11 protein-coding genes and 1 tRNA gene are annotated in these 13,977 nt (G+C 43.2%); 4 read left to right on the top strand and 8 right to left on the bottom strand.

Annotation, left to right across the window (positions count from 1 at the left end; genetic code table 11):
* Positions 1-110: 110 nt before the first annotated feature.
* The 4 genes from VXQ92_RS00875 to hemE all read right to left on the bottom strand — a co-directional run bounded on the left by VXQ92_RS00875 (position 111) and on the right by hemE (position 4,573).
* Positions 111-1,997: a DUF4105 domain-containing protein gene (locus tag VXQ92_RS00875; protein ID WP_416679934.1), complete on the bottom strand. Its 1,887-nt coding sequence runs from the start codon at positions 1,995-1,997 to the stop codon at positions 111-113.
* Positions 1,998-2,074: 77 nt separating this feature from the next.
* Positions 2,075-2,545 (bottom strand): DUF3015 family protein, encoded by a 471-nt coding sequence (locus VXQ92_RS00870; RefSeq protein WP_064095543.1) that lies wholly within the window; start codon positions 2,543-2,545, stop codon positions 2,075-2,077.
* 143 nt (positions 2,546-2,688) lie between these two features.
* A complete protein-coding gene (locus VXQ92_RS00865; RefSeq protein WP_416679933.1) occupies positions 2,689-3,492 on the bottom strand; it encodes a DUF817 family protein in 804 nt (267 codons plus the stop codon).
* A 10-nt stretch (positions 3,493-3,502) separates the two neighbouring features.
* Complete coding sequence (gene hemE, locus VXQ92_RS00860; RefSeq protein WP_064095545.1) at positions 3,503-4,573, bottom strand: uroporphyrinogen decarboxylase; 1,071 nt, start codon at positions 4,571-4,573, stop codon at positions 3,503-3,505.
* Between the two features lie 204 nt (positions 4,574-4,777).
* Here hemE and VXQ92_RS00855 point away from each other — a divergent pair, with 204 nt between their 5' ends.
* From VXQ92_RS00855 to VXQ92_RS00845, 3 genes are all read left to right on the top strand, one after another.
* Positions 4,778-5,992 carry a L,D-transpeptidase family protein gene (locus VXQ92_RS00855; RefSeq protein ID WP_064095546.1) on the top strand — a complete coding sequence of 405 codons (1,215 nt, stop codon included), beginning with the start codon at positions 4,778-4,780 and terminating at the stop codon, positions 5,990-5,992.
* 180 nt (positions 5,993-6,172) lie between these two features.
* Positions 6,173-6,871 (top strand): pirin family protein, encoded by a 699-nt coding sequence (locus VXQ92_RS00850; protein ID WP_416679932.1) that lies wholly within the window; start codon positions 6,173-6,175, stop codon positions 6,869-6,871.
* Positions 6,872-7,207: 336 nt separating this feature from the next.
* The gene (locus VXQ92_RS00845) at positions 7,208-8,179 is read left to right on the top strand and encodes a methyltransferase (protein ID WP_416679931.1); all 972 of its coding nucleotides are present in this window, start codon (positions 7,208-7,210) and stop codon (positions 8,177-8,179) included.
* Positions 8,180-8,308: 129 nt separating this feature from the next.
* Here the strand turns inward: VXQ92_RS00845 and VXQ92_RS00840 are convergent.
* The 3 genes from VXQ92_RS00840 to VXQ92_RS00830 form a co-directional block, all read right to left on the bottom strand.
* Positions 8,309-8,398, bottom strand: a tRNA-Ser gene (locus VXQ92_RS00840).
* 87 nt (positions 8,399-8,485) lie between these two features.
* Entirely contained in the window at positions 8,486-10,522 is a 2,037-nt protein-coding gene (locus tag VXQ92_RS00835) for an FAD-dependent oxidoreductase (protein ID WP_416679929.1), read from the bottom strand.
* 150 nt (positions 10,523-10,672) lie between these two features.
* Positions 10,673-11,026: a hypothetical protein gene (locus VXQ92_RS00830; protein ID WP_416679928.1), complete on the bottom strand. Its 354-nt coding sequence runs from the start codon at positions 11,024-11,026 to the stop codon at positions 10,673-10,675.
* Between the two features lie 247 nt (positions 11,027-11,273).
* On the opposite strand from VXQ92_RS00830, the gene argG reads away from it, so the two are divergent.
* On the top strand, positions 11,274-12,614 hold the full coding sequence (gene argG, locus VXQ92_RS00825) for an argininosuccinate synthase (protein ID WP_416679927.1): 1,341 nt from the start codon (positions 11,274-11,276) through the stop codon (positions 12,612-12,614).
* 74 nt (positions 12,615-12,688) lie between these two features.
* On the opposite strand, the gene VXQ92_RS00820 is transcribed toward argG, so the two are convergent.
* Entirely contained in the window at positions 12,689-13,960 is a 1,272-nt protein-coding gene (locus VXQ92_RS00820) for a GGDEF domain-containing protein (RefSeq protein WP_191730461.1), read from the bottom strand.
* Positions 13,961-13,977 lie beyond the last annotated feature (17 nt).

The following is a 13,977-nucleotide window of genomic DNA, read 5'->3' as shown; positions in this document are numbered from 1 at the left end:
ATTATTTGTATTAAACCAACCCACTCTCTATACAAGATAAGGGCAAGCGGAAAGACAGCCTTATGGAGAACCAAGGATTGATGAATAGTTTAAATCTATTTTAACCCATTCTAAAAATACCGTATCAAGCCAAGGCTCCATTGATCCCAGTCTTTGGATTGCTGTTGCTGATACGCCCAAGACAGCCGAAGCGCATGTTGTGGATTGAACGCATATTGGAGCTGGGTATTCAATTTCAGGTGCCAGTGATGCGAATCCTCCCAATACGGCAGCTCTACCTGTACCAGACTGTTCATCTGATCGCTCCAGATATTCTGACAACCCACGGTGGGACCAGCACCTACGCGCCAGCCCTGTTCGAGTGCTTTGCCTACCTGTAGCTGAGTTTGCAGTTGCGCATAACATAGATGTTCACGGCTGGCATTTGCCCAGCTATAGCCAACCTGAGTTTTTAAGCTGGCAACGCCATGTTGTTCATTTTCACTAAATCGGCCATGCGCATCCAGTGCTTCCTGTTGCCAACCCAGATTAAAACCCCAAGATAAGGGTGTATTAAACGGATTGACCGGGTTATAGGAGTTGACAGTCAATAGATCCAGATGGTCCAGTTTGAGTTCACTGTCACGATATTGCAAAGCCCCATCTAGAAACAGCAGTTGTGTGCCGGTTCGAAAACCGCCTTGCGGGTCGACGAGATCGTGATAGGCCTGCCGATGGCCAAGCTGGACAAAAGATTCACCCTGAACCTGTCCGGCCTGAATACTGATATTGCGTGCATGATGGCTTTGTACCGGATCTATTTTTGGACGTTCCGGCGCTTTACGCTGTTTCTCGACATTCAGCTGACTTCTTAAACCCAATAGCTTGCGGAAACGTGGCTGGGAAAATGATTCATCGACTTTCTGCCGGAGGAAATCCAGATATAAATGATCATAGGCCATTTCCAGAATTTTGGCCTGATTCTCTGCGGGATAATCTTGCAAGATTGAAGGCATTGTATCTGCTTCTGCATAAGCTAACTGATGTGCACTTTTTGCCAGCGCTTTGCCATGCTGTCTGGACTGAGCCAGCAATTGAGTCTCAAGCGCCGGACGATAAACTTTCTGCCTAACCAAGCCCTGCAGTTCTACGACTTTCAGCGTTTCAATCGGAATTGCAGTCGAATTAAACTGTTTCTGTAGATTTAACTCGGGACGAACCAGATCAAACAGCCCGAGTAAACGATAGGAGCAATTATCGTTGATAAAATAATAAGGGAAACTTACATTTTGCATTTCCCAAAGATGCTGTACCAGAAATCTGGTTTCTTGCGGACTTAAATTTAATTCGTATTCCCATAAATCCCGGCTTTCGAAGTCACCATACTCTTTGACCTTGCGGTAATACGGCATCAGTGAATATTCACCCGGATATTGTCCGGTTAGTCCTTTCCAGGCAAAGGACCAGTTATCATTACTATTAACCGTTGCAGCATAGTTGACGGCATAAGAAATCAGATTAAGTTGTTGCTGATCTTTAGGGTCCAGACGTAACAAGGTATGGCCAAACATGGAGCTGGGATTGCCCATAAAATCAGTGGCATAAATCAGGGTTGCCTGATAAGGCTTGACTTCGCCTAGCCATTTCTCCAAATCCGGACAGCTGACCGCAGGTAATTGCTGTTCAGAAATATCCAGTTGCTGCATTAACCAGCTGCTTCGTGCCGGAAACTTACAGCGCACGGACTGATTCGGTTCTGCGCTCAAAAATAAAGCCTGAATGTTATATTGCATTTCCTTTTTTAAATCGGTTTTTCCCTGTTCTGCCAGAAAATATCCTGAGTAGCTTACTTCGCTATGACCTTTGGGATTGGCATACATCAGACGTTGCCAGGTAGTGCTTTGGTCCAGATGCTGTGTTTCGGCCTGAACCAGATAATGCTGGATGTCTGAATTAATTTCACTGGAAAAACTTAAAGGGCTGAATGTGAGGCCCAGCACAAAGAACGCATATTTCATTCAGTTAACTTATTCTCATCAATTTCTTTTAATCATAAGAAAACCCTGCCAGAACAGCAGGGTTTTTATGGTGTGGATCAGATGTAAGCTTTTAAGACTTCATCTTTGGCCATCACGGTTTGTAAGGTGTTTAAAACCTGTAAGGTATTCTGGTTGTGCGCAGAATAGATTTCAGAAAAATTTTGCTTGGAAACGCTAAAGAAACGTGCTTTATCTTCAGACTTGATATTAAGTAGTTCTGCCAGTACATTCAAGCTTTCACCTTCGCCAACCGCCATATCACGTGCCAGTGCTTCAGCATTTTCATTGGTAAAGGTCACCACTTGAGCAGTTACAGTACCACCTTGACTACATCCTAGAGTACCAAAAGTAATCCCGAGCCACTGATTCGTAAACAGAACGTTAGTCGTACCTGCAAGTAGCTTAGGAATAATGCCTGACTGGCCCGCCCAGACCTGACTACCGATACCACAACCGACATCGTTATCCGCCATCGCCATACCAGAACCCGTTGCCAAAACCACAGCGAGCATAATTTTTTTCAACATATTTATTCTCCGATTATTCTCATGCAATCTTTGTTATTACTCTAATTATGTAATTTAAATTACATACTGAGCAGAGTAGCGATAAGTCAAGTTTGGCGCAATCGAAAAAATACATGCTTTACATAAACATAACCTGAATAATTTTACTGCGCTTTGAGCGTCCAATTGCCTTGCGAATTACGCTGTCCCAAGATTTTCAATACCAACACCAGACTCAGCAATAACAACAGATACCAGGACCCGAGTTTGCCCCATCCCACCATATGCCATTTTTCTACCTGGCTTGGATAGAGCCAGATCTGGTAAAAGGTGCTGATATTCTCGGCAATCCAGATAACAAATGCCAGAATCAGCAGGACTGGTAGCATCGGCAACTGAAAAGCATGCTGATTCAGCTGAAAGCGGATTTTGGTTTTCCAGAACATGACCACGCTCCAGACAAATAAAATCACCCGATAGTCGGGAATAAAAAACTTGCTCATAAAGTTGATATAAGACAAGACTGCCAGAGCCAGCATATGACTAAAACGCGGTAACTTTTCGAATGACACCTGATATAAGCGCAAAGAACGGGCAAAAAAACTGCCAACCGCAGAATACATAAAACCGGCAAATAAAGGCACAGTCATAATTTTAAAGACTGCAGGTTGAGGGTAATGCCAGGATGCAATTGCTGGATGGGTCAGAAAAATTTCCATGACCATAGCCATGAGATGAAACAGGGCAATGACTTTAGCTTCAGCCCAGGATTCAAGTTTGGTATAGAGCAGCAATACCTGAATGATCAGGGCAAAAAACAGTAAATAGTCATAGCGGTAAAAACCAAAAAAACGATCACTGCCCATAGAAGCGGTCAGCGCAAAAGCCAGCAGGAGTAAAATCCCAAATAAGGCAGCCGAAGCTGCCTTATAGGTAAATTCAAACCCTGATTTAAGTAGGTCAATCAAAGTTCACATCCTAAAAATATTTAGCACTGTACTCATGTACGGTATCAATAAATACCTTAGGCTTGGCCGGATCGACCCATTGGGTAATACCATGCCCCAGATTGGCGACATAACCGGTTTTTTCCCCATTGGCATAGGCATCGTCCAGCATGGCTTTGGTCGCTTTCATGATGGTTTCTGATGAACCATATAAAGTGGCAGGATCCAGATTACCCTGAAGTGCTGCACGTCCAGCAATGGTCTGACGAGCAACATTCAATGGTGTCGTCCAGTCCAGTCCAAATGCATCTGCACCTGTGGTAACCATCGGTTCCAGCCACTGACCACCACCTTTGGTAAACAGAATCACCGGAATCTTGCGACCGTCTTTCTCACGTTGCAGGCCAGCGACAATCTTCTGCATATAGTTCAGCGAGAACTCGATATACTCACGATGTGCTAATGCCCCACCCCAACTATCAAAGATCTGTACCGCTTGCGCACCCGCATCAATCTGCGCATTCAAATACTCAGTGACTGCATCAGCCAGACGGTCCAGTAAAGCATGCAAAACTTCAGGCTGCGCATACATCATCTGTTTGGTAAACCGGAAATCTTTGCTTGAACCGCCTTCGACCATATATGTCGCTAAAGTCCAAGGGCTTCCCGAGAAACCAATCAGAGGCACCTGACCACCCAAGGCTGAACGAATGGTCGAAACTGCATTCATCACATAGTCGAGATCGGACTTGGCATTAAATGCAGGCAGGTTTGCGACATCCTGCTCGGTACGTACAGTTTTATGAAACTTAGGACCCTCCCCGGCTTCAAAATACAGTCCCAATCCCAGAGCGTCCGGAACCGTCAAGATATCTGAGAATAAAATCGCAGCATCCAGATCATAACGGCGCAAAGGCTGTAAGGTCACTTCACAGGCAAATTCTGTATTTTTGCAAAGAGACAGGAAATCTCCAGCTTTGGCACGTGTTTCACGATATTCTGGTAAATAACGGCCAGCCTGACGCATCATCCATACGGGTGTAGCATCTACAGGCTCACGCAACAGTGCGCGCAGAAAACGATCATTTTTTAAGGTCGTCATTCACATTCCCATCTTTCTTTGACATTGCCGACATCATAGCAAAAAGGCTACAGTTTTAATAACTTCTGCCGACTTTTAAAACCGATCATATGTCGTGATCAAATGTGATCAATTACACAAAACAACTACTGCATCTCCACATTTTTTCTGTAATACTTATAGTGTTTTTTCACATAGTTAAGAAATATTTTAAGGTTGAGTTACATGTTCGTTCGCACAATGCTCGCTGTGAGTCTAGGTTGCATTTTCGCAGGTACTGTTTTCGCTGCGTCTACTGCTGAACAACCATTAAACCCCCAAGTAGTAACTGATGTTTCAGTACAGGATCCGATTGATCCTTTGGCGACTGAAGCTTCGGCAGCCCAGGCTGAAACCAGAATTACTGCCCAAGAACAACAAGACCTGAAGAAAGCTTCTGACGCTCTGAATGTACTACAAAATACTGAAGACCAGACTGCTGATATTGGCGCCGCTCCAACCAGTAAAACTCCAGCCAGCTCGGCTGCAGCCAAAGCTTCCTGGACCTTAGACGGTCTTAATAATGCGGAATGGTATGAAAATATCGGTAAAGGTCAATTTCCTGTCTATGCACGTGCTCATGTCATGCTGAATAATGCACATGCTTCTCCAGGTGCAATTGATGGTACCAGCGGTAAAAATACGCTGAAAGCGATTGCTTCTTTCCAGCAAATGAACGGCATCAAGCCTACTGGCACACTGACTAAAGAAACCTGGGATGCGCTGGTAGCAAAACAGGGCTCTAAACCTGCCTTTGTTGAATACACCATCACTGAGGATGACCTGAAAGGTCCATATGCCCAGTCTATTCCGCATGATTACGCCTTGCAGGCTAAAATGAAAGGCCTGTATTACACCCGTGTATCTGAAATGTTGGGCGAAAAGTTCCATATGGATGAAGACTTTTTGAAAAAGTTAAATCCGAAAGCGACCTTTAAAAAAGCCGGGGAAAAACTGATTGTTGCCAATATCCGTAACGAAGTTCCTGAAGACATCCATTTAATTGTGGCGCATAAAGGTGCCAAACAGTTATATTTATTTAATAACCGTAACCAGATGATCGGCTCTTTCCCTGCCACTATTGGTAGTTCGGACACTCCATCTCCTACCGGTACTTATAAAGTGACTGGAGTAGCTCCAAACCCATGGTATAGCTACTCACCAAGCAACTTTGTTCAGGGCAATAACAAGAAACCGTTATCTTTACCACCTGGTCCAAATGGTCCGGTCGGCAATATCTGGATTGGTTTAAGTAAAAAATCCTTTGGTATTCACGGTACGCCAAACCCGTCTGCAATTTCTAAAACTGCATCGCATGGCTGTATCCGTCTAACCAACTGGGATGCCAATGACTTAGGCCGTAAAGTGAAATCTGGTGTGACGGTCCGTTTCCTAGAATAATGACCGCTCTACCGGTTAAAATAGAATAGCCTGCTTTTGAGCGGGCTTTTTTATTCCTGAGTTTTTGCTTTGAGCTGTGTCGTTGCAAAAATGCAATGATCTGTCGCCTATTTGAGATTTTTTCAGTTTTAAAACGACAGTATGATGATCTCAAGTTTAAAATAATATCGAGATTAAATCATGAAAGCTTTTCTACATCCGAGTGAAAATCGTGGTCATGTAAAAATGGGCTGGCTGGAGTCTAAACACAGCTTCTCATTTGGTAACTGGTATAACCCGAACTACATGGGAGTCAGTGCCTTACGCGTGATTAATGATGATCTGATCGATGGTCATCAGGGTTTTGGCACACATCCGCATGACAATATGGAAATCCTGACCTGCGTGCTAAAAGGAACCATTACCCATCAGGACAGCATGGGCAATCATGGCGGAATCTCTGCGGGTGAATGGCAACTCATGAGCGCCGGAACAGGTGTACGACATAGTGAAATGAACCAGGGTGATGAACAGGTCCATCTGTTACAGATCTGGATTATTCCCAATGAACGTAATGCCAAACCGAATTATCAGCAAATTCGTCTTGATCCCCATGAGCAACCCAACCAGTGGCATTTGATTTGTGGTCCAAATGACAATGCACCGATGCATATTCGTCAGAATGCCGAAGTCAAAACTGCGGTAATTCAGCAAGGCCAGAGCCTGGAAGTCAAAGCAACCCAGCATATTAATTATGTACATGTGGTTTCTGGTACTGTCGAGATTGCAGAACATACAGTTAAGGCGGGTGGCGCAATTGCTTTTCTGGAGGACTCCGAAATTAAAGCAAGTGAAGATGCGCAAGTCATCTGGTTTGACTTACCTGAAGTACCAAACTAAGCTTTTAATAAGGCTCCCTCTACAAAGGCTATTGATCATTTTGATGAATAGCCTTTTTTATCCATAGAATAATGAATAAGAAGTATAAGTTCGCAGAATCATTATAAGATTTCCTCACTAAGAAAATTATGCCTACTACTTATACAAATCCAACCAATTCTCATCACATTTTTACCTAACCCCAGCACTATTTAGGTGAATATAAACTGATCCATTTCCAGGAAATCAAACGCTGTATAGCGTTGATCATTCATGACTAGTTTGATGTTGTCTTTTATAGGCATAAAGTGAATTGGCCTTTTCATTTAGGTTAAATAAATAGAAGAGCATATCGGTATGAACCAGATTTTAGAGATTCAAAACAGCCAACAACAAGCTTTGCTTTATTTATTAGCCTTTTTAAAAGAACAAGATTATCACTTTACAACCATTACCCCGCTTTCACATCAGCGAATTCTGGACCGAAAAAAGAATGAAATTTATAAGCACAGAACCCTTCAGGATATCTTTGGCTGGAATCTAGGTTTCAAGAAAACTGATCTTGATCCCGTCCTGTTTGAATTATTGCAAGAACATCAACTTCTACAGCTACAGCAAGGCCAATACTTGAGTCAGGTTCGGGTTTCTTCACTTGATAATGAACTCTTTATTCATTCTGTTTTTCCCACCACTCAGCAGGATGCAGTATTTTTTGGCCCGGATACTTATCGCTTTGTCTATCATCTTAAGCAATATCTAGCCACTCAGCCTCGTCCTTTTAAACAGGCCGTAGAAATATGTTGTGGCACTTCAGCAGCTGCGATCAGCCTCGCCAGACATTTTCCAGATGTTAATGAAATTATGGTTGCTGATCTGAATCCCAAAGCCTTGCTCTATAGCCAGATTAATATCAGTTTTGCCGGCTTAAACCATATTCATCCGGTTCAAAGTAATTTATTTTCTAATCTTGAGGGGAATTTTGACCTAATTTTTGCTAATCCGCCGTATTTGATTGATCCGGATCAACGTCAATACCGGCATGGCGGTAATAAACTGGATGGCGGTGATTTATCATTCAGGATTATAAAAGAAGGTTTACAACGGCTGAATTCTGGCGGACGTTTATTTCTCTATACAGGTGTGACCGTGAATGAGCAGGGCAATCTATTTTTGCAGCATCTTAAAGATTTGATGAAACAGCATCAAAATATAATCTGGTCCTATGAAGAAATTGACCCGGATATCTTTGGTGAAGAGCTAGAGCAGCCGGCTTACCAACATGTAGAAAGAATTGCTTTAGCGCTGATCAAGATTGAAGTACGTGCTTGAATAATATCTATTTATAAATTATTGACTTTTTAAATGGTGGTTTTCTTCGAACCCCGTTTATTTTCCAGCATGCTATTAAAATTTTAAAGTAATAAAAAACCCCAATCTTTCGACTGGGGTTTTAAAATCTGGCGGAAGCGGTGAGATTCGAACTCACGGAGGACTCACACCCTCGTCGGTTTTCAAGACCGGTGCATTAAACCGCTCTGCCACGCTTCCATGTGCGCAATAATACGGAGCTTTTATCCGACTGACAAGTGAAAATTACAGTGAATGCAATCAACTGCATATAGTTTCATCAAATCGCTACAATTTTGCTGCCAATTCCGCTCCTTCACGAATAGCACGCTTGGCATCCAGTTCAGCTGCCAGTTTTGCACCGCCAATAATATGATACTGCACCAAGGTATTTTCCCCGTTAAGCGGCATCAGATCCTTCACCGATTCTTGGCCTGCACATACCACAATGCTATCCACACGTAATAATTGAGCATGACCATCGACCTCAATCCATAAACCTTCATCGGTAACAGATTTATATTGCACACCGCGCAACATACGTACTGCATGTTTTTTTAACTGGGCACGATGTACCCAGCCTGAAGTCTTGCCCAGTCCTGCACCAAGTGGTGTTTTTTTACGCTGCAACAGATAAATTTCCCGTACCGGAGGTTCTATTTCAGCTCGCTGTAACCCACCTTCAGTCACATAATCTGGATGTGCATCAACACCCCACTCTCGCTTCCATTCATCTACAGGTTGCGGCTGTATTTGATGCGGTGGCTTTAATAAAAACTCGGACACATCAAAACCGATCCCGCCAGCACCAATGACCGCAACACGATCACCGACAGGTGCGCCACGTAACACTTCTGCATAAGACAAGACTTGTGGTGCCTGACTGCCTTCGATATTCAAGGCACGTGGCACGACACCTGTAGCCACAATCACTTCATCAAAACCTTCACGCTCCAACTGCTCGCGGTTTACCCGCGTATTTAAACGTACATCTACTCCGGTTTTTTCCAGTTGCACCTTAAAATAGCGAATTGTTTCGTGAAATTCCTCTTTCCCCGGAATCACTTTAGCCAGGTTAAACTGCCCGCCTACTTCGTGACTGGCTTCAAATAGCGTCACATCATGGCCACGGCTGGCAGCGACTGTGGCTGCTGATAAACCCGCAACTCCTCCGCCAATCACTGCAATACTTTTTGGTTTTTTGGTTTTGACATAGACCAGTTCGGTTTCATAACCGGCACGTGGATTGACCAGACAGGTTGCCCGCTGGTTTTTAAAGGTATGATCCAGACAGGCCTGATTACAGGCAATACAGGTATTGATTTCATCAACGCGATTGGTTGCAGTTTTATTGACCCAGAACGCATCTGCCAAAAGTGGACGTGCCATCTGTACCATATCTGCCTGACCGGAAGCCAGAATCGCTTCGGCAGTGTCTGGCATATTGATGCGGTTAGACGCAATCACTGGCACCGAAACATGTTTTTTGACTTCAGCGGTGTAATCGACAAAAGCTGCTCGCGGCACAGAAGTGACAATAGTCGGAATACGCGCTTCATGCCAGCCAATACCGGTATTAAGTAAAGTAATTCCGGCCTTTTCCAATGCTTTAGCTACGGTAATCACTTCCTGCATAGTATTGCCATCATGCACCAAATCGAGAAGCGACAAACGGAAACAGATAATAAATTTCTCACCAATTTCAGCGCGAATCGCTTTAACAATTTCTACGGCAAAACGCATCCGGTTTTCAATCGGGCCGCCCCAACGGTCAGTACGCTGATTGACATGACGACTTAAAAACTGATTCAGCAAATAGCCTTCAGAACCCATGATTTCCACGCCATCATAGCCGGCTTTTTTGGCAATACTGGCAGTTTTCACATAATCCTGAATGGTATTCAGGATCTGTTTATCTGACATTTCACGCGGTTTAAAAGGAGAAATTGGTGATTTGATCGGGCTGGCCGAAACCACAAAAGGCTGATAGCCATAACGTCCGGCATGCAGAATCTGTAAAAGAATTTTGGCGCCATGCTTATGAACTGCATGCGTCACCAAGCGGTGAGGTGCAATATCGCCCAAGGTATTCATGGTACCGCCCGCCGGCAACAACCAGCCTTGACGGTTTGGCGATATTCCACCTGTAATCAGCAGACCCACACCACCCTTTGCACGTTCGCCAAAATAAGCTGCCAGTTTAGGATAATTATAAAAACGATCTTCCAGACCAGTATGCATCGATCCCATTACCACCCGGTTTTTAATGGTGGTGAAACCCAGATGAAGTGGTTTTAAAATATTGGCATAGCGCGTCGTAGTCATAACATATCCCTGATTTTTATTTGGCTAATAGCTTAAATCTCATAAAGGTACTTTAACTGATTTTTAGGGGCTTTTTATGACTATCAGGTCTGCATTCTCAGGCACAAATACCAATTGGTGGCATATTTATATCGAACCTTCGCAATTAAATTATTGCTGCCATTGCCTTGCACTGGATTTCCATAATGCAATCGCACCCAATACTGTCCCAATCGGAAAACTGAACAGCATGAGGATTGCCATCACTCTGGATAATGTCCGCCCTGAACCATTCCCCTGCTTCACCTTGAGACAGGCCTGTATATTTAAAACAATCAGTATCAACAAAATTAGTAGGATCATTCCCAGACTCAGCATGGAAATCGCGGATTGCTGATATTCCAGATATAAAAAAGCAATCGTACTAAAAACCAGCAAACCGGCATAAATCCCATGCAACAGTGCCAGCGTTTCATTCTTGGTTTTTGGATTTAAGTTAGGTAATGGTGGAATAGGAGACGCCATGATTTTATTCCTCATTTATCTGATTTTTTAACTTTATGCGCTGAATATAGCGAATTTTTAATTTTTTAGCAGGATTCTGGTCAAAATTGTGCGATTTATGATTATTTAAGTCTATTGAATAGAGATTTTAAAACGAGTTTTTCTTTTCTAAAGCAAACCTAAATAAATTAATGATACAATTGATGCAATATGTATTTTTTCAGGCCACCAATTCTGGCGTGCCTATTTCATATCATTAGGATGAACAATGTCTGATAATGCAACTATCTTGCAGAATGTCCCAGTAGGTAAAAAAGTTGGTATTGCCTTCTCTGGTGGTCTAGATACTTCTGCTGCTCTTTTGTGGATGAAACAAAAAGGCGCTGAACCTTATGCTTACACAGCTAACTTGGGTCAGCCAGACGAAGACGATTACGATGCGATTCCAAAAAAAGCTGAAGCTTATGGCGCAGTAAAAGCACGTTTAATCGACTGCCGTTTACAGCTTGCATTAGAAGGTATTGCAGCAATTCAATGTGGCGCGTTCCACATTTCTACTGGTGGTGTTCCTTACTTCAATACGACCCCGCTTGGTCGTGCAGTTACAGGCACCATGCTGGTTACTGCCATGAAAGAAGATGACGTCAACATCTGGGGTGACGGCTCTACTTATAAAGGTAACGACATTGAGCGTTTCTATCGTTATGGCTTGTTGACTAACCCAAATCTTAAAATCTATAAGCCTTGGTTAGACCAGACGTTTATTGACGAATTAGGCGGCCGTGCAGAAATGTCACAGTTCCTGATCGACAACGGTTTTGACTATAAAATGTCAAAAGAGAAAGCATACTCAACAGATTCAAATATGTTAGGCGCGACTCATGAAGCCAAAGATCTTGAATACCTGAATGCAGGCATCAAAATCGTTGAGCCAATCATGGGCGTTGCGTTCTGGAAAGAAGAAGTAGAAATCAAACCTGAAGAAGTATCCATTACTTTTGAAGAAGGCTTCCCTGTGGCCATCAATGGCCAACGTATCGAAGATCCAGTTGAGTTCATTCTTGAAGCAAACCGTATCGGTGGCCGTCATGGTCTGGGTATGTCGGATCAGATCGAAAACCGTATTATCGAAGCGAAATCTCGTGGTATCTATGAAGCTCCGGGTATGGCACTTCTTCATATTGCTTATGAACGTCTTGTGACCGGTATTCATAACGAAGATACCATCGAACAATATCGTATTAACGGTTTACGTTTAGGTCGTCTGCTTTACCAAGGTCGCTGGTTCGATTCTCAAGCGCTGATGCTGCGTGAAACTGCACAGCGCTGGGTCGCTAAAGCAGTTACCGGTACAGTGACGCTTGAACTTCGTCGCGGTAATGACTACACCATTATGAATACTGAATCTCCTAACCTCACTTATGAAGCTGAGCGTTTGACTATGGAGAAAGGTGATTCCATGTTCTCGCCGATGGATCGTATCGGCCAGTTAACTATGCGTAACCTGGATATTACAGATACTCGCGCGAAACTGGGCATTTATACAGAGACAGGTTTACTCGCAGTCGGTACAGCATCTGCAGTGCCACAACTGAAAGACAAAAACTAAGTTTTGTCTTTAGCAAAAAAACCGCGCCTTGAGCGCGGTTTTTTATTGGTGATGCTTATAGATGTTTAGAATTTCTAACCATTTGCGATATCTGAATTGACTGATCGAATGGACTGATAATAGATCTGATTGCGTCCAAGCTGCTTGGCACGATATAGCGCCTGATCCGCGATTCCCAACAATGCATCTTTATCAATATCATCCTCACCACGATAGACAGTAATACCTAAACTGATAGTGATATGTTTCGCAACTGAGGATTTTTCATGTGGAATTTCCAGCCGGTCAATCGCTTTAAAGATATTTGATGCCACTGCATAAGCACCATGCGCATCTGTTTCAGGCAAGAGGACCACAAACTCTTCTCCACCATAACGTGCGACAAAGTCCATATGCCGGATCGCATTCTTGATCGTTTTAGCAATGCTTGAAATAACGTCATCACCTTTCTGATGTCCATAAAAATCATTGTAATTTTTAAAGAAATCTACATCAATAAACAGAATCGCCAAAGCCGTTTCCTCACGGCGAGCACGTTCGAAATGGACCTCCAGTGTCTCATCAAAGGTCCGTCGGTTCGAAATCTTGGTCAGTTCATCATACTGGCTTAAATGTAATAATTCGGTGGTATGAATACGCTGGATTTGCTCACTGATTCTGGCACGAATGCTATAGAGAAAAATCACACGTTCACGTGCAAAAATCATATGACTGATCACATAACCCAGCAAGCAACTCCCAATCAGGATACGCCCAAAAACCAAGGGGCTAAATTCTATGGACATGATTGATAAAGCAATAATCGTGGTAGCTGCTGCAGCCAGTCCTGTCACCAGCATCTGTACAGGCTTGATACCGGTTAGAACATATCCCAGAATATAAATAATGGTGACAATTGCCATCGACTGATGCTGTAAAGCTGGAGTTTTAATCGACATGGTAATACACGAAATTGAAACCAGCATCCAAAATACCAGCAGCATTGATGCCTGCGGGAAAAACCGCCTGATTTTGGGTAAACAGGAAAACATATAAAAGAGGGTTAATGCGATGCAGCCATTGATGAGACCCAGCATGCACAACACAAAATCATGTACGAAATGTTCTTTGCTGATAATCCAGTAATCTGTAGGAATGATCACCACTAAAAAAATAAAATAAGCCAATACTCCGCCCCAAACATATTTTTCGACATGTTTACGGGCACGTTCCAGATTTTTTGTCCAGAATTCTTGTTCCAGATTTTGAGGGAAGACCGGACCTACACGCTGACTTTGCCGTGTGATCAATTTTTCTATGTCTTCTTTATTATCTTGTAATTTCGCTAGACTGTACTTGTATTCCATTGCCAAGTATTTATGTA

It is taken from the genome of Acinetobacter sp. 228 (assembly GCF_048147885.1).
The sequence above is the reverse complement of the archived record's forward strand: the minus strand, read 5'-3'. Positions and strand labels throughout refer to the sequence as shown.

What these genes read in the sequence shown, in the direction of transcription:
- VXQ92_RS00875 (WP_416679934.1), bottom strand. Translation starts at nt 1,997, where the DNA reads ATGAAATATGCGTTCTTTGTGCTGGGCCTCACATTCAGCCCTTTAAGT.
- VXQ92_RS00845 (WP_416679931.1), top strand. Translation starts at nt 7,208, where the DNA reads ATGAACCAGATTTTAGAGATTCAAAACAGCCAACAACAAGCTTTGCTT.
- VXQ92_RS00820 (WP_191730461.1), bottom strand. Translation starts at nt 13,960, where the DNA reads ATGGAATACAAGTACAGTCTAGCGAAATTACAAGATAATAAAGAAGAC.
- VXQ92_RS00870 (WP_064095543.1), bottom strand. Translation starts at nt 2,545, where the DNA reads ATGTTGAAAAAAATTATGCTCGCTGTGGTTTTGGCAACGGGTTCTGGT.
- VXQ92_RS00835 (WP_416679929.1), bottom strand. Translation starts at nt 10,522, where the DNA reads ATGACTACGACGCGCTATGCCAATATTTTAAAACCACTTCATCTGGGT.
- hemE (WP_064095545.1), bottom strand. Translation starts at nt 4,573, where the DNA reads ATGACGACCTTAAAAAATGATCGTTTTCTGCGCGCACTGTTGCGTGAG.
- VXQ92_RS00830 (WP_416679928.1), bottom strand. Translation starts at nt 11,026, where the DNA reads ATGGCGTCTCCTATTCCACCATTACCTAACTTAAATCCAAAAACCAAG.
- VXQ92_RS00850 (WP_416679932.1), top strand. Translation starts at nt 6,173, where the DNA reads ATGAAAGCTTTTCTACATCCGAGTGAAAATCGTGGTCATGTAAAAATG.
- argG (WP_416679927.1), top strand. Translation starts at nt 11,274, where the DNA reads ATGTCTGATAATGCAACTATCTTGCAGAATGTCCCAGTAGGTAAAAAA.
- VXQ92_RS00855 (WP_064095546.1), top strand. Translation starts at nt 4,778, where the DNA reads ATGTTCGTTCGCACAATGCTCGCTGTGAGTCTAGGTTGCATTTTCGCA.